Origin of the sequence: Nostoc sp., assembly GCF_036917535.1 — a bacterium.
Lineage (GTDB): Bacteria > Cyanobacteriota > Cyanobacteriia > Cyanobacteriales > Nostocaceae > Nostoc.
The window spans coordinates 1-15,666 of the sequence record NZ_JBALDA010000006.1 but is presented as its reverse complement, the minus strand read 5'-3'; the positions used below and the strand labels follow the sequence as shown (position 1 = coordinate 15,666).

At 41.6% G+C, this 15,666-nt stretch carries 10 protein-coding genes and 1 pseudogene; 5 read left to right on the top strand and 6 right to left on the bottom strand.

Annotated features, from left to right (window positions below; genetic code table 11):
• Positions 1–235 precede the first annotated feature (235 nt).
• Together V7K56_RS01535 and V7K56_RS01530 are read right to left on the bottom strand one after the other, a co-directional pair.
• Complete coding sequence (locus V7K56_RS01535; protein WP_334906926.1) at positions 236–727, bottom strand: orange carotenoid protein N-terminal domain-containing protein; 492 nt, start codon at positions 725–727, stop codon at positions 236–238.
• 709 nt (positions 728–1,436) lie between these two features.
• A complete protein-coding gene (locus tag V7K56_RS01530) occupies positions 1,437–1,820 on the bottom strand; it encodes a hypothetical protein (RefSeq protein WP_334906924.1) in 384 nt (127 codons plus the stop codon).
• A 752-nt stretch (positions 1,821–2,572) separates the two neighbouring features.
• Between V7K56_RS01530 and V7K56_RS01525 the strand changes: the two genes are divergently transcribed.
• Together V7K56_RS01525 and V7K56_RS01520 are read left to right on the top strand one after the other, a co-directional pair.
• On the top strand, positions 2,573–2,764 hold the full coding sequence (locus V7K56_RS01525; protein ID WP_334906922.1) for a hypothetical protein: 192 nt from the start codon (positions 2,573–2,575) through the stop codon (positions 2,762–2,764).
• 277 nt (positions 2,765–3,041) lie between these two features.
• Entirely contained in the window at positions 3,042–5,846 is a 2,805-nt protein-coding gene (locus V7K56_RS01520; RefSeq protein ID WP_334906920.1) for a zinc-dependent metalloprotease, read from the top strand.
• 199 nt (positions 5,847–6,045) lie between these two features.
• Here the strand turns inward: V7K56_RS01520 and V7K56_RS01515 are convergent, their stop codons facing one another.
• Complete coding sequence (locus tag V7K56_RS01515; protein WP_334906919.1) at positions 6,046–6,990, bottom strand: AraC family transcriptional regulator; 945 nt, start codon at positions 6,988–6,990, stop codon at positions 6,046–6,048.
• A gap of 117 nt (positions 6,991–7,107) precedes the next feature.
• Between V7K56_RS01515 and V7K56_RS01510 the strand changes: the two genes are divergently transcribed.
• From V7K56_RS01510 to V7K56_RS01500, 3 genes are read left to right on the top strand one after another with little or no spacing between them, the layout of a single operon-like run.
• Positions 7,108–7,983, top strand: coding sequence for an SDR family oxidoreductase (locus tag V7K56_RS01510; protein WP_334906917.1), 876 nt, complete (start codon positions 7,108–7,110; stop codon positions 7,981–7,983).
• A gap of 39 nt (positions 7,984–8,022) precedes the next feature.
• Positions 8,023–8,385: a (2Fe-2S) ferredoxin domain-containing protein gene (locus tag V7K56_RS01505; protein WP_334906915.1), complete on the top strand. Its 363-nt coding sequence runs from the start codon at positions 8,023–8,025 to the stop codon at positions 8,383–8,385.
• Positions 8,386–8,425: 40 nt separating this feature from the next.
• Positions 8,426–9,214 carry an IS5 family transposase gene (locus tag V7K56_RS01500; RefSeq protein WP_442939900.1) on the top strand — a complete coding sequence of 263 codons (789 nt, stop codon included), beginning with the start codon at positions 8,426–8,428 and terminating at the stop codon, positions 9,212–9,214.
• A gap of 163 nt (positions 9,215–9,377) precedes the next feature.
• Here V7K56_RS01500 and V7K56_RS01495 read toward each other — a convergent pair whose 3' ends face one another.
• From V7K56_RS01495 to V7K56_RS01485, 3 genes and pseudogenes are all read right to left on the bottom strand, one after another.
• Positions 9,378–11,687, bottom strand: a complete 2,310-nt coding sequence (locus V7K56_RS01495; protein WP_334906913.1) for an FAD/NAD(P)-binding protein — start codon at positions 11,685–11,687, stop codon at positions 9,378–9,380.
• A 357-nt stretch (positions 11,688–12,044) separates the two neighbouring features.
• Positions 12,045–12,137: pseudogene (locus tag V7K56_RS01490) on the bottom strand (alpha/beta fold hydrolase); the annotation flags it as partial.
• 65 nt (positions 12,138–12,202) lie between these two features.
• Positions 12,203–14,860, bottom strand: a complete 2,658-nt coding sequence (locus tag V7K56_RS01485; protein ID WP_334906911.1) for a CHAT domain-containing protein — start codon at positions 14,858–14,860, stop codon at positions 12,203–12,205.
• Between the last annotated feature and the right edge of the window lie 806 nt (positions 14,861–15,666).

Genomic DNA, 15,666 nt, shown 5'->3' with positions numbered 1-15,666 from the left:
TAACTGTCAAGCGATATTCTATATCTAAATTCGCAAATTCTGATACACTTTGTTCTACAAATTTGATGTTTTTACAAGTCGTAAACATCTCAAAGTAATAAAATAAAAATTTCTAAATACGCCAGTCATCAAAATTTAGCTTTATATTAAGCGACTGGCGAATCTAGCAAGCTTTAAAAGAAGGGTATAAATAACTTAATAGATACCCTTAAGCATCCTCAAAAGTTCAAGAGTGCTAAATTTCAGCACCTGATTTTGCTTCAGTACCCATTGGCGAAACATAGTCGCGGAAAAGAGTAATCTGTTGTTCAAACTCTAATCCTTGAATTTTGCTAAACAATGGTTTAGCTTCAGAAGGAAGTTGATAATCATCAGGTACAGGAATTATAGTACCATTTTCCATCCCTTGAGATAATCGATACCAAAATAGGAGTTTTGTAGTATCACCCAAAGAGCCATATTCACGAGAAATTTGGGTATCCGCTTTATTAATCAAATCACGCTGAACTTGTAATTGTTGTTCGTGAGATAATTCCTTAACTTGATTAAATAAACCTTCAGCTATTTCTGGAGAAACAGTACTGGCTCCAGGAGCGGCTGGAGTAATTGAACTCCCCATTTCTTTATAGACAAACCAAAACAAAGCAAGTTGTTGATCTACATTTAAATTTTGCCAAGCTTGAACGTGTTCGCGAATAGTTGGATCGTTGGTTTGTGTAGATGTCATGATTAACTCCAAATCGCAATTATTTATTTATTCTTAAGAATGTTATCAAATGTACATTTGAAGTTTTACCCTACTGAAGACAGATGTCTTAAAATCATAAAGAATATTGTTCAAAGCCAAAATAATGCTTGACAAGTGCCAAATGAAAGAGTTAGCAATTATAAGTCTGTTGCCAAATTAAAAGATTATTAAAAGGTATTTCCTTGGATAGATGTTAGCTTGATTATAATAGTGGGTAAAGCACTACTTATTAATCTTTGAAAAGGCTAAATTTATGATTTACGCATTGACAGAAGCAACCAACTGTGGATTAAATCTTGTTGGAAGGCTCTGCATTGTAATCCTCTTGTAAATGTGTTACTGTCTTTAGTCAAATCAGTAGGTCGCAGCCTCTAATAAGCCAAAGCAACGGTAAACAAAGTATAGTTTTGAGTCTTTGTGATTCTTCGAGTTTAATAGTAATCAAACGGACATGAAATTATAATACGCAGTAGGGGTGTACAGCTAGCTGTACGCCCCTAATAAAAACCTATATTTAATGCAACTGACGAAACGCTACAATCTATCATCAGTAAAGGTGAACGCTTTTACCCAAATATTAGAAGAGTTTGTTGGTTAGACACCAGCCTTCCTAATATTACTCATTTATTGGCGAAAAGTTATTAGTACTTACTGCCAAGTAAAGATTGGAATGCATTTAACGTCGAACTTAGTCAAGTATTTTTTTGCCTGTTTGTGCTGCACTGTCCCCGACATCATTAGCAGTTTTTTGAGCACCTTCTACGTAGCCAGATCCAAATTGTTTAAAGGCTTCTGCTGACTCTTTTCCAATCTTTTCAAGTCGTTTACCAGGAGCACCTTCCGTTTCACGAGCTTCTTTATTCCACTCCCCTAGTGTTCTCGGTCTTTGAGAATCATTTTGCTGTATCTGTTCGCGAACTCTTTCTTTTAAGCCTGTGTTATTTTGCCCAGCAGCAATATTCGTCGTCAGCATTAGAAAACCAACTATGACAACAGCCAAAAAACCTTTTATTTGAAGTCCTTTAAGGAGGGAACTGATTTGACTAATAGTCCTAGAAATCAAATTTATCATGCCGAATTAGTTTGTTTTTTGGAGTACAAATAAAGATTAGCTATAAAAAAATAATTATCCTTCTAACAAAAGGCATATCTCAGTTATGAAACATCTTAGATGAGACTATACCAATCATCCGCAAGCAAATCAACTAAATCAAACTATTCTTCGAGGTGAAAAAGAATCTATAAACCTAGCAATGCTAGGTCTCTACAAGGGTTCTGGATAACGCATATTTAATTTCGCCAGATGTGTGTTAACTGCAATATTTAGTTAACCATGATATTTTTTATAGATTGCTTGATTTTGACATCACCCAAGCGGTAGAAATTGGTATACTCACTTTTGCTTGTACACAAAATAACTCCAAATCACTCAAAATTGGTTTGTGGTTGCCTAGAGCAAAATGTCGATATTTAGGCAAAAAAGCTGATTTTGCGTGGTAATAACGCTTTGAAGACCATTGAGAATAATTGACTATGTGAGAAAACGGTTGAGATGGCATAAATTTCCAAAATTCATCCGAAAAAAAGCATTCAAATGCTCAATAATCGCTTTCTTATCAGTATTACTCTTTGTTTATAAATCATGCTTGAGATTCCTTGGGTTGCTAAATGTAGCACTAAATACATTTTTCATACAACATTTGGTTTTTAATACAGGTAGAAGTAAAAAAAAACATATATCTTTGGTTGTAAAAATTATCAACATTAAAAGATAGATGCTTATGGATAATTCCTAAATAGTTACTAATAACAATCAACAGTCACATGACTTTTAGGTTAGTACCACTGCGCGGAAGTCAAAAGTCAAAAGTCAAAAGAGTTGTCTTCTGGGCTTTTGCACCATTTGAAATGGTGAGGCAGTCCGGTCTTGGGGGTTCCCACGCCAGTTGCTTCAAGTCGCCAGAGCCGCCCAACGCACTGGCTCCCCATGAGGAACTGCCGTTAGCGCAGCGTTAGCGAGCCTGCGAGCGTCACCCGAAGGGGTATGTTTATTTATGCCGTGATGTACTTGTACACTGTGGCGGAAGTTTGCCTACCTTTAACAAGTTGCTTGAACAATTTGTCTAGTTAATTAAGATGGTAGCTGGATTTATACTGTGCTGTACTAGAGGCATTGTTTATCTGACCGAGTGAATTTATATTGTAATTCCTAGATATTTGAAGGGCTTACAGACGAAAAACTACTCGATATTTTTCCTTAACACGAGAATTGCTTCAGGTGGAAAGCCAAAGGATGAAATACTGGATAACGAAATTAGCAATCTGTATAGTATTACTGTATAGCTTGTTGCTATCAAATGATTATGCAGGAGCAAACCAACTTTCAAATACTTCTAATATTGATATACAGCAATTAAATCCACTGCCAGGAGTTGAAAACGTAGCAAGTGCTGACAAGAATCTTGCTGAGATTAAAAAGGAAGATTTTTGCCGATTTAATGGGATTGTAAATCAGATAGATAAATTAGAAGGACTCTTCACACTTTATTGCAGCGAGGATTCGGGAAAAGTTTTCTTAGAACTTAAGCCAGAGCAGCTAAATAAAAACTACCTAGCTATAGTAACATTAGAATCAGGCATTGGGGAAAGTGGGATTTATAGTGGATTACCTCTTTCTGATTTTATTTTTTATTTTCGAAGAATAAATAATAGATTGCATTTTGTTGTGCGTAATGTAAAATTCCGTACAGACAGTATAGCAGAACAGCGATCGCTTGCTCGTTCATTTAGCGATTCAGTTCTTTATTCACTCGAAATAGCTACTATCGATCCAAAAAATCAAAATATTCTGATCGACCTGAATGGACTGCTAATGCAGGATTTTCCTGGATTAACTTCTTTATTAAAATACTCCTTGCAAGCTGATTACCACTTAGATGCACGCAAGTCATATTTTGGTGATGTTAACAGTTTCCCAGAAAACATAGAGATTGATTCGATTTATGGTTTTTCATCACTAGAAGGCTCAAATTTAATCACCGTACCCGATAGTAGGGCACTCACTTTAAAGGTACACTACAGTTTTTCTCAGTTGAGAGAAAACAATGGTTATATTCCCAGACTTGCCGATGATAGAGTTGGATATTTTACTACTGCTTTCCAAGACTTTTCTGATAATAATGCTCGCGAATCATTTGTACGTTACATTAATCGCTGGCATCTAGAACCATCCAATCCTAATGCCCCTTTATCTCCACCGAAAAAACCAATTGTATATTGGATTGAAAATGCTGTACCGCTAAAATACCGAAATGCGATTCGTGAAGGCGTTTTGATGTGGAATAAAGCATTTGAAAAAGCCGGATTTCAAAATGCGATTGAAGTGCAGCAAATGCCAGATGATGCTGATTGGAAACCAGCAGATGTACATTACAACACTATTCGCTGGTTCAATTCTTTAGATGCAGGTTTTGCCAAAGGCCCGATGCGCGTCAACCCATTCACCGGGGAAATATTGGATGCAGATATTATTGTGGATGCCAATATGGTGCGTTTAGTTCAACAAGAATATCATGCATTAATGGAGGCAAATTCATGTCCAGAAAAGATGAAAGGACATGAACACGCAAGAAAATATCTGGATAGATTCTTTGCATCATCTTCCTCTGCTTTGTTTTTTTCCTCTGAGTCCTGCTATGGTATGGAGTCTTCAAATCAAGCAGCTATGGGGGCGCTAACGTTGTCAATTTTGCCAAACACTACACCTAGTAGTGAAACGATGAAGGAGTATGTACATCAATATTTACGTTCTCTTATCGCTCACGAAGTCGGACACACTCTGGGTTTGCGTCACAACTTTTATGGCAGCACCATGTTAGCGCCACAAGAATTAAATAATACTGAAATCACTCACACCAGAGGTTTAGTAGGTTCGGTGATGGACTATGTACCTGTGAATATAGCACCACAGGGAGTACGGCAAGGTGACTATTTCCCAGGAGTTATTGGGCCTTATGACGAATGGGCAATTGAGTATGGTTATAAAAAATTTCCAGCAACAGTACTTGAGGTAACGATTCCAGAATCAGAAAAAAGTTTTTTAGACCAGATTGCACTAGCGTCGCCTCAACCAGAATTATCTTACGCAACTGATGAAGATATCTGGGATATCAATCCTTTGGCAAATATTTGGGATATGAGTAGTGATGTGCTACTTTATTCACAGTGGCAAATGGATAATGCTCGTTTTATGTGGCAGCGTCTTGATCAGGGTTATTTATCGAAAGGAGAAAGCTATAGTAACCTACGCCTTAAATTTAATAGAGTACTTAAATATTATTTTCGGAACGCCACTTTGCTTTCTAAATACATTGGTGGACAATCCTTTCGGCGTCTCCATACCAGTGACGATGCTTGGGCATTTGTACCAGTTTCACTTTTAAAACAACGTCAGGTATTGACAAAGTTACAAGAGTATGTATTTGCTGAAGATGCTTTCAGCTTTTCACCACAATTGCTCAATCAACTAGCACCGTCACGTTGGGAACACTGGGGTAGTTCTGCACCTAATAATCGCCTTGATTATCCAATTCACGATCGCATTTTGAGTTTTCAAAGTGCGATATTGCGATCGCTATTAGACAGCGATCGCTTAAATCGGTTACAAGATATAGAATTAAAAACTCTGCCTGGAGAAGCGCTTTCCATACCAGAATTGTTCGACACCCTGCAAACAGGCATCTGGACAGAAGTTTTCGCCCCAGGAGAACCAAAGCCAATTTCTAGCATCCGCCGTTCATTGCAACGGGAACATCTGAATATTTTGTTACAGATGATGTTGGGTACTACTAATGCACCTGAAGATGGTCGGACATTGGCTTGGTATGAATTGCGCCAACTGCAAAAAGCCATTGATGTCAGACTCAAACAACTTGGCGAACAGATCATTAGCGGGGTTCCTTCCCTGGAAACCACTGCGTTAGCGAGGAACGAGCCTCATCCTGACCAAAAAAGCCTCGATCTTTACACCTTAGCTCACTTAGAAGCTTCTGGCGATCGCATTACTAAAGCATTAAATGCACAGTTACTCTCTAGGTAAGCTGATGCGCGTGTAGGTTGTACATTTTTGCATTCAGACCGTCCTAAGTACAACATTTCATTAATTCGTACCGAATTCTTTGTGTACCTTTGCGCTTACCTCTGCGCTCCTACCCTGCGAGAAGGCGAAGCGCCTATGCGTTTAAATTTCAACCCTCAATTCGCCACGATTTTATGCAAAGCTGTACTAAGAATCTATCTCAAAACTCTAAGTGCTTGTGGCGATACAGCCCAGGAGGATAGCCACTCCAACGCTTAAACACCTGACTAAATACAACTTCTGAGGAATAACCCACCTGGACGGCAATCTCTTTCATCGTTAGCTGTTTATCCTGTAATAGCTCCACAGCCTTATTCATTCGCCAGTTCATCAGGTACCTCAACGGCGGCACTCCAACTAATTGGGTGAAGCGAGCCGCAAAACTAGAGCGAGACATGGATGCACGTTGAGCTAACGAAGAGACTGTCCAATCTTGCTCAGGATAGCGATGCATTACACTCAAAGCGTTGCTAATTCCTGGTGTACGCAGCGCTCGTAACCACCCGCCTTGATGATTGGGTAGTTGAGCGATGTAGCTGCGAATCGCTTGGATGAATAAAATATCAGCAAGTCGCGTGAGCACAGTTTGTCCACCCGGTAAATCAGTAGCCGTCTCGCAATCAAACGATTGTAGCGTTGTCGTTAGCCACGGTAATGATTGTCCTTGTTCACCCTTGACATGAATGAGCGAGGGCAAAGCAGCAAGTAGTGGATTGGTTGGCGTATGATGAAAGTTGATTCCGCCAGAAATAATCACCGTTGTTCCACTTTCTTGATTTCCACCGTACTTGAGAAGTTTGAAGCCGCTAACAGGTTCAAGCGAAAGAATTTCCTCCAAATCAGTGACAGGGCTAGTCAACGCATCACAAAGCGTGTGCGAGACCCGATGTGGCAGGACCACTAAATCTCCAGATGACAAGTGTACGGGCGTGTCCAAATCCTCAACTCGTAACCAGCCTTGCCCACTTGTAACGATATGGAACTTAGCTCCGTACTCTGCGCGTAGCCGCACTCCCCAGGGTGGAGACAATATGGAACGACACAAAAGTACGCTCTCTAGGTGCATCGTTTGCAGAACTTCAGTTAGGGGGTCTAATGCCAGCATCAAGAATTGGACTCACACTTAATAGTATTGGCTTTTTACTTATTGTTTGTCTATAGTCTCTAAGCTTATCTTAATTTACAGACTGCTTTGTCAATCGAAGTCAAGGAGAAAATTGAGATGAGTTCACTCAGCAGGATAGCTGTTATCGGCGCTACAGGCAGTTTAGGCAAACCTGTGGTGCAGGAGTTAGTTCGAGCAGGTTTTTTCGTTCGTGCGATCGCGCGTGATCCCGTCAAAGCTCAATCTTTATTGGTGAAGGAGGTTGAAGTGATCAAGGGTGATCTACAGGATGTTGACTCGCTTGAACGGGCTTTCTATGAAATGGATGCTGTGTATTTGAATCTAACTACACCCAGTCGCAAGGCAGCCTTCTATCCTGAAAGAGATGGAACAAAAAATGTAATTCAAGCAGCACAGGCGGCTGATCTTCAACACATTAGCAAAATCTCTGGATTAGGAACGAGAAAGGTCAACGAAACGAAATGGTGGCAACATCAGCAGAAGTTTGAAGCTGAACAGGCAATTATCGAATCTGGAATTCCCTACACAATTTTTCAGCCGACGTTTTTCATGGAAACGCTGTTAATGTTGATTCGCGGAAAGTCCTTGACGCTCATTGGTGATCCTGCCAACCCGTTCTACTGGATTGCGGGAGAAGACTATGGAAAACAAGTTGTTGCCGCTCTAAAAAGTGAACAGGCACATAACAAAAGGTATGCAATTCAAGGCTTAGAACCCTTGACCATGAAAGAAGCAGCATTGAGATTTATTCAGGTTTACGACCCGACTTTGAAAGTGAGTTCAATTCCTTTGGCTCTAGTCAAGATGTTGGGGCTTTTTTCAGACCAAATGCAATTGGTGAGTGAAGCAATTGGTGTTTTGTCAAAGACCAAAGATGAGTTTGTATCGCGGGAAACTTGGAACGAATTGGGTCAACCCCAGATGAAAATTGAGGATTTTGCCCAAGTGATGAGAGGGTCAGGAGCACGATAAATCTGTCTTTGTATTAATGAACTTTTATTGGAGAACAAAATGGATAACGCTACTCGGTATCGAGTCTTTGTCTGCACGAAACAGCGCGATCTCAATGATTCTAGGGGATGCTGCTATAACCGTGATGCGGTCTCAATTTACCAAGCTTTCGTGGATGAAATTAGACAGCGACAGTTGGAACCTCGTGTTGAAGTTTGTTGTTCGGGTTGTCTAGACCGTTGTGAAGTTGGAGCCGTTGCGTTAGTGACTCCAATCAAGGGCATTGCTCCCAAATGGTTGCCAACTAAGTTGAAGCGGCAGATGCTCACAGAGAAGCATTGGCACGTTCGCTTAGCAGTCAAAGATATTCCAGCAATTCTTGAGCGTCATTTTGTCAATGTTGAAGTTGAGCCAAAAACATAACAGGTGAATTGTTCTTTTCTAGCGCACTGGTAAAACAGTCCTGAAAGCTCTGCTGCATGGGTACTCTACTGAGGAATCTGACCCACCCAATCCGATTGGGCGTAAACGCATTGATGCTCGTGCCGCGTTAGACGCGATTATTTTTCGGCTTCGCAGTGGTTGTCAGTGGAACCAACTGCCAAGTGAGTTTCCTGATGATAGTTCCGTTCATCGGACTTTTCAGCGTTGGGAACAGAACGGTGTGTTAGACCAAATCTGGGCAACGTTAGTTGAGGAGTGCGATGAACTGGGCGGTGTTGATTGGCAGTGGCAAAGCGCAGATGCAGCAATGGCAAAGGCGCGATTTGGCGGCGATGAAATAGGTCCGAACCCCACAGACCGAGCAAAGCCCGGAACCAAACGAAGTGTGTTAGTCGAAGCCGACGGCGGTCCGCTTGCAGTTGTGATTGGTGCTGCCAATGTTCATGATTGTAAGTTGCTCGAATCAACCCTGAAAGCAATCATCGTAGAACGTCCCAGTCTACAAAAGATTGAACAGCATTTGTGCTTAGATAAGGGCTATGACAATCCTACAGGTCGCAATGCTATTGAAAAACATCAGTACATTCCGCATATTCGTCGCATTGGCGAAGAGAAGTTAGATGAGCAGCACCAAAAACGCTATCCTGCTCGTCGGTGGGTTGTAGAACGAACACTGGGTTGGCTCTCAAAGTGCCGAGCACTCCTGGTACGCTACGATAAGAAGGCGTGTAACTATCTTGGTATAATCAAGATAGCTTGTACCTTGCTCTGGTATCGTCGTTGCTGGCGTTTATCGAATGCAGGTTAATTTTTGTTCATCTAGCTTTTTTCGCATTCTGGTTTACTTATTTTGAGATAGATTCTAAGTCAATTGGTCATCTGGACTTTGAAATACAAATGACTAATGACCAATGACAACTCTCACGACTAAATATACAAATTAAATGCGTAACAGCTTAGCCACGATACTCCTAAATGTACATAGCAAAGTAGTCCTCATAAATTTCAGTATTAGTTGATAGCATTTTTTCTACTTTTTCACGATCTACATCAATCGCCGAACTCGTGCCATTGCTCAGACTTTCTTCGGGCATGAAATCGCCACAGTATTCATTGGCGGGTACGGCTTGGTTCATCTTTTTGGGATAGCTCAAACCCAGATGGCTCATGATTGCGATAAATTGCTCGCGGCTGCGATTGGCAAATCGGGGATTGAGGCGTTTTTCTTCACCAATAGTGGAAACAGTGCGCCCTTTATAGTCATGGGCGGGATAAACCAGGGTGTCCTCTGGGAGAGTAAATAACTGTTGCGTCACTGTCTCGTACAGAGTACCTGCATCGCCCGATTGAAAGTCTGTGCGTCCACAGCCGCGAATCAATAAGGCATCCCCCGTTAACAGATGGGTATTGTTGACTAAATAAGCCAGATGGCTGTCGGTGTGCCCTGGTGTAGCGATCGCCTCAATCCGCACCGCCCCCACGATTAAGGTTTCGCCATCGGCAAGGGAGTGATCCGCAGACCTAGCAGTGGCATTTCGGGGTACTATCACCTGACAACCTGTTTGTTGTCTGAGTTTGCCAGCACCAGTGATATGGTCAGCATGGATGTGAGTTTCTAAACAGTAGCAAAGACTCAACCCCAAGTCATCCAGCACTTGTAAATCACGGTCAACCTGCTCTAATACTGTATCTATTAGCACCGCATCTTTTGTCTGACTGTCCGCAATCAGATAAGTGTAGGTGCTAGATTCTGGGTCAAAGAATTGGCGAAACAATAGTGTTGACTGGGGTATGGCAAGTCGAAGGTCGCTATATTCTTGTTCAGCGGTGCGAGAAATGGGCGAAACAGGACGCACCCGCATTGGTAGCGAATGCAACACTGTTGTTGCCAATGCCTGGGCCTGCTCGCGCAGTTCGGGAACAGCAATCGTTTCCCACAAATTGCCTTTGCGGGGAGTGCCCAAAGTATAGAGTAGGCTTGAAGGTTTACCCTGGGCATCTAATACAGCACCATCGGGGGTAGTATCCAAACCCAAGCCAATATCGTTGGGGCGGATCAATTCCTGGGTGCGTAAATTGGCAATTAGGGATTGGGGCGATCGCTGATAATTTGCCTGTATCCCGGTGCAATTCACCACGCGGCTGACTTGCAAGACCTGATTTTTTTGCGTTTGGCGCTGGCGAACGGTCACTGCCACCGCGTCAGATGCCGCCTGATAGCGCTGAATACGCCCTCCGGTAATAGTTAGTTGCCCAGAATCCAGCATTGCCTGGACAACCTTGCCAATTTCGGGGGCAATTCGATGGCGATGTACATCCCAATAGGGGGTGATATGGCGCAAAAGCCGTTTTTGCTCCACAAGGGGCAGTTGTTGCCAGAGTTGCTGGGTAATGGGACGGAGGGAATCAATCACCGATCGCCAGTTGTAGCCCTGCACTGCTGCCGTTTGCACCTCACGGCGAATGCGCCGCAGCAAGCCGCGAACTGTTTTCGGCGCGGTATCTGGGGTCAAAAAGGCGGGGTAGGGTTTAGTCGATTGATGCGGTAGCGGAAACAATCCCCGGCGAGACACGGCATAAATTTTGCCTTGATGGTGGATATGGTGGAGTGACACCACCATATCCACCATCGTCAGTCCAGTGCCAATCAGCAATACAGGCGCATCAGGCTTCAGATCTGCCAACGCCTCGGCTGACCAGGCATGACGTAGGTAGGGGGTGTCATTGTCCTCAGAGGATTGCGATCCTGGAGGGGGAGAAGGGGCGTTTCCCAGTGCCAGTACAATTTTGTCTGCCACGAAAGTACGGCTGCTACTCAAGGAGATGATCGCACCTTTGGCTTGTGGCTCCACTGCCACCACCTCATCGATGACGCGCTCTAGCCGGACGTTACTTGCTGCCGTGGCTTCAGCTTCCTCCAAAATCGACTGGATATAAAGCCCGAATATCTGACGGGGAATAAAGCTGCTGGCATTCAAATCACTGGGCAGAAATGTCCCTAACTCACTGCGGTTATAGTTTAACCAGCGCAGCAGATGACTAGGATCGTTGGGAAAGGCACTCATCTTGCCTACGGATACATTCAGCAAATGGCTGATGGTATCGGTGCTGTAGGCGACTCCCTTGCCAATGTCGTGACTGCGCTCAATCAGTTTAATCAATAGAGGGCGGTTGGCAGTTTTTAATAGGTGAGCCGCTACTAAAGAACCACTAAAGCCAGCACCAACAAGGGCGATCGTGGTGGTTGAAGGATGTGTTATCAGGACATTAGAATCTATCACAGTGCTAAATAAAGTGTACGGTAACTACTTTCTCAATCAGACTTTTGCTAACAACAGTGGTAAAAGTCAGGAGGCAGGAGGCAGGAGTAACCCCACGCTTAAAAGTATGGGACTTAGGCTGTAAACGCTTTGTATCTTGCGGCACTTTCCGCTCGATACCAATTGTTCTTTTCAAACTGGGTAATGAGCCAAAACTAAAGTTTGTTTTCATTCATACTTCTTTCCTCCTACCTTGTGTTATAAGTTTGTTCACTCAAATACTATATACCTATCGGTTTTGTGCTGTATAATCCTAGTCGTTATCTATTGTAACTAGATTATTTAGGTTGGGTTGACTATGAAAATGTCTCTTAATTCTTAAAGATACCGTTGCAATAGACCAATGAAAACTTCTGATATTTCTAAATGAGGTAATATTCCGGCATCTGCGATCGCATAAAATTTTAAAATGAAAGCAATATTATTAGCTGCGTTAGTTCTTTATGAAAACATTGATTGGCAGATTTTTTCAAAAATTATAACCAATTGCCCAGAAGAACATAAGGGGCCCAAAAATATGGACGATTTTCTTTAGCTAAAATCGCAAGTTGGGCGCGTTGCAGAGCTTGGGCTTTAGTTACTCCAGCATCTAATTGCCGGTATAATTCACCCATAAAGTCGCGAGTATATTCATCATCTACTGTCCACAAAGTTGCTAAGGTACTGCGTGCGCCCGCCCGCACTGCTACTCCAGCTAACCCCAAAGCAGCTCGTTTGTCTCCTGTGGCAGTTTTACAGGCACTAAGGACGAGTAATTCAATTGTTCCCCGTCGATTTTCACCCCTAGCTCGAAGTAAATTATCTAGCTCTCTACCCCTGAGTAACTTATCCCAGATAAGAATATAGGTTTCTTCAATATCTGAACTAAATTGCCCATGAGTAGCTAGATGCACTACTGAAAAGGAAGTAGATTGAATTTGCTTTTGCAGATTAGCTATAGTAAACTCTTGATTTAAGAGTTCTTTAGTTGATTTCACTTCAGATCGGACTAGTTTTAATTCCTGTGTGACATTTGAGAGTTTGGGAAAAGATTTACCTTCAATCAAGCGTTCTTGCTCAACCCCAGCAATTAAAGCGTTTAGCCGCATGTTGTGTAAAGGTTTAGGATCGAGGAGTTGCAGTCCAGGCATTAAAGAAATAGCATACTTTTCTACCAGATATTTCTGCTGTTTTTTATCATAAAGAATCGCCATTGGAATGTTTCGCAAAGAGCCATCAAGCACAAACACTAGAGACGTGATATCTGCATTTGCTAAATCTGATTCAATAGGTTTAATTAACCAGTCATATAACTGTTGCGAATGCTGCTTAACATCAGGCTCTCGGCTAACAATGGGTAATTCTTTTCGTAGTTGTTCTACAACGTTTTCTAATACATCTTTAAGGACTTTAGTTGTTTTACGGTAGATTGCATCTTGCCCTGGCAACCTAGTAATAATTTCCAGTCGATTATCTAAAATAATTGGATAGATAACAATCGTAGATTTTTGCTTTTCAACTAATTGATCGAGGTCAACTCTTGGTAACAAACAGGGCGAACGAAAAAAATTATCTAGTTCTGCTAACTGGAGAGATTCAATTACCTGACGGGCTTGAACGAGATTATCTGGCCTTTGAAGAGTATTTTCCGGAAGTTGCAGCAGTAAATCAACGTACTGTCGATATACGGGTTCTACGCTTTCGCGGAAAGAAAATTGTACGTCAGGATTAATTGCAACTAAATCATTACGAAGGGATTTGAGGGCATTATAAGCTTGATTATAAGCAGCTGTTGCTGCTGGGATATTGGATTGCTTTTGCAGTATCCGTCCCATCTGCCAATGCCATTGATAGGCAATGTCTTGAGCATCAACAGACTCGGCTTTCACCAAAGCTTGCTGTGTCAGGCTATTAGCATCAGCTAGCTGTCCGCTTTGTTCGTACAAACCACCAAGAGTACCAAGGGCATAAGACTCAGTTCGTTCATCTTTTAAACTCTTAGCTATTTGGACAGCTTGCGCTAGCATTTTAGCAACATCTTTTGGCCCAACTGAGTTTTGTCTCATTTTGCTCAGACTTTGGGCAAAGTTAATTCGGTAATTAACAGCCGTCCGACTTGGAGGCAAACTGTCTATCTGAGATTGAATTTGAGGTAATAATGCCTTTACTGTGCTAAATTCCTTTTGCTCTACCCGTAGTCTTAATAAATTTAGTTGAGCCAAAAGACGTACAGTAGGTTTTGCAGATGCAATCTGCGCTGCCTGTTGATAGTATTGAATTGCTGTTTGAGTGTAATCTTTGGCTCTGCTTGAGTTACCCAAATTAAGTTGAGCATAGATTTGAGCGCGGGCTGTATTACCTAAACTAAGTAAAGCATTACTTTGGGCGATCGCATCTTTCACTCCTATAGCCATAAAATAACTTTCTTCGAGAATTGTGTGCGAATCGTCTAAATAACCCAAACTTCGCCGGACATTCCCTAAGTTATACAATCCTGTCGCTTTAACAGGAGAGTCTGGTTGTTTTTGGAGAATTTCTCGGACTGAGGTTAAGGTTTTATCTGCTTGGAGATAATTTCCCAAAGCTTGCATTGCTTGGGCTTGATTAACGCGATCGCGAACCTGTGCAGATGTATCATCTAAGCGTTGATAAATTTCAGCTGCTGATTGCCAAGTATTCAGGGCTGCTTCAGTTTGCCCTTGTTCTAATTCCAGTCCACCTCGAACATCTAAAGCTTGGGCAAAGATTTGTGAAGAATTTGCATCTTTGAGATTTTGTAATAGTTTAATACTTTGTGTAATAGCTTCAGTTGCCTCTTGCCATCGTCCTAATTGCTGATAGGCTAAAGAAAGATTGCTTAAAGCTATAGCTTCATTCAATACATCATTAGTAGCTTTAAATTCAGCTACTGCTTTTTTGAGAAGTTGTACCCCTTCTACAAACTGTCCTGCTTCATAAAGTGCTTGACTTTGCTGTACTAAGCTAGAAGTCTGGGTTGGGTTGACAGCAGGTGTAGTTGCTAAAACAGAATCAAATCCAACTTTAGATTTTGCAAATGCTGCTGTTAAATAATTAAATGAATCAAAAAAATATGGTAAAAACGCACAGAGTAATACAGTCAATAATGCTATAAAAAAATGCTGGAAAAATTTCATATAATTTTAAAACTTACTTTCTTAAATAGTATAGCCGTAGTCACATAGTTTAGGGCAATTTGAAAGCGTGAAAACTAGGAATAGTAATAGTTTTACCTCCTACCTTCTGCCTTGTGCTATATTTAATCCTTCTAATTAGGGTTTGCTGAAAAAGTCATAAAAAAGCAATCTTAAGAGGTGACTAGTTATTTAAGCAAGGTCAAAGATAAGTTTTTGTTGTCTATAGCTTGCAAAAGCATAACGCTAAATTATGTCAATCTTTAAAAAAGGTCTATTTTTGAAAAATAGACATCAAAAGGCACAAAAAACCCGTGACAGGTAAGTAGAAAGATTCATTACTATTTCAGGATTTAAGCATTGGCTGAAATAGACAAAAAACGACCAAATACAAAATACCTACTTTTGAGAACCTTAATCCCCCCTTCCCCTTATAAAGAAGGGAAATTAAGCAAGTTTACTCCCTCTCCTTGGCAAGGGGAGGGTTGGGGTGGGGTTTTGAGGATTCATGCAAGAGATCTATTTAGTAGGTGAGTCAGTATTTTGCTTTTTGCAAGGTAATTCTCTACTTTCTTATTCAGAATTCTGGATTCTAAACTTTTCTTCAACAGAAATTTTGAGCACTTTACAGGTTTTCTTTCTGTTGTCTAAGTTCTTGCTGTCGTCTCTGTTCTTGTAATCTAAATTGTTGCTGTTGTCTAATTTGTTGATTTTGTCTGGTTGAGTCGATGGGGGTTATTATTCCCCGCACCTCTCAGTTAAATCTGGGCGTGCGACTTTCACCGCACCCAGCTTCCGATGTTCTCAGC

Excerpts from the sequence above, each read along its gene's own strand:
- V7K56_RS01535 (WP_334906926.1), bottom strand. The coding sequence starts at position 727 with ATGACATCTACACAAACCAACGATCCAACTATTCGCGAACACGTTCAA.
- V7K56_RS01530 (WP_334906924.1), bottom strand. The coding sequence starts at position 1,820 with ATGATAAATTTGATTTCTAGGACTATTAGTCAAATCAGTTCCCTCCTT.
- V7K56_RS01525 (WP_334906922.1), top strand. The coding sequence starts at position 2,573 with ATGACTTTTAGGTTAGTACCACTGCGCGGAAGTCAAAAGTCAAAAGTC.
- V7K56_RS01520 (WP_334906920.1), top strand. The coding sequence starts at position 3,042 with ATGAAATACTGGATAACGAAATTAGCAATCTGTATAGTATTACTGTAT.
- V7K56_RS01515 (WP_334906919.1), bottom strand. The coding sequence starts at position 6,990 with ATGCTGGCATTAGACCCCCTAACTGAAGTTCTGCAAACGATGCACCTA.
- V7K56_RS01510 (WP_334906917.1), top strand. The coding sequence starts at position 7,108 with ATGAGTTCACTCAGCAGGATAGCTGTTATCGGCGCTACAGGCAGTTTA.
- V7K56_RS01505 (WP_334906915.1), top strand. The coding sequence starts at position 8,023 with ATGGATAACGCTACTCGGTATCGAGTCTTTGTCTGCACGAAACAGCGC.
- V7K56_RS01485 (WP_334906911.1), bottom strand. The coding sequence starts at position 14,860 with ATGAAATTTTTCCAGCATTTTTTTATAGCATTATTGACTGTATTACTC.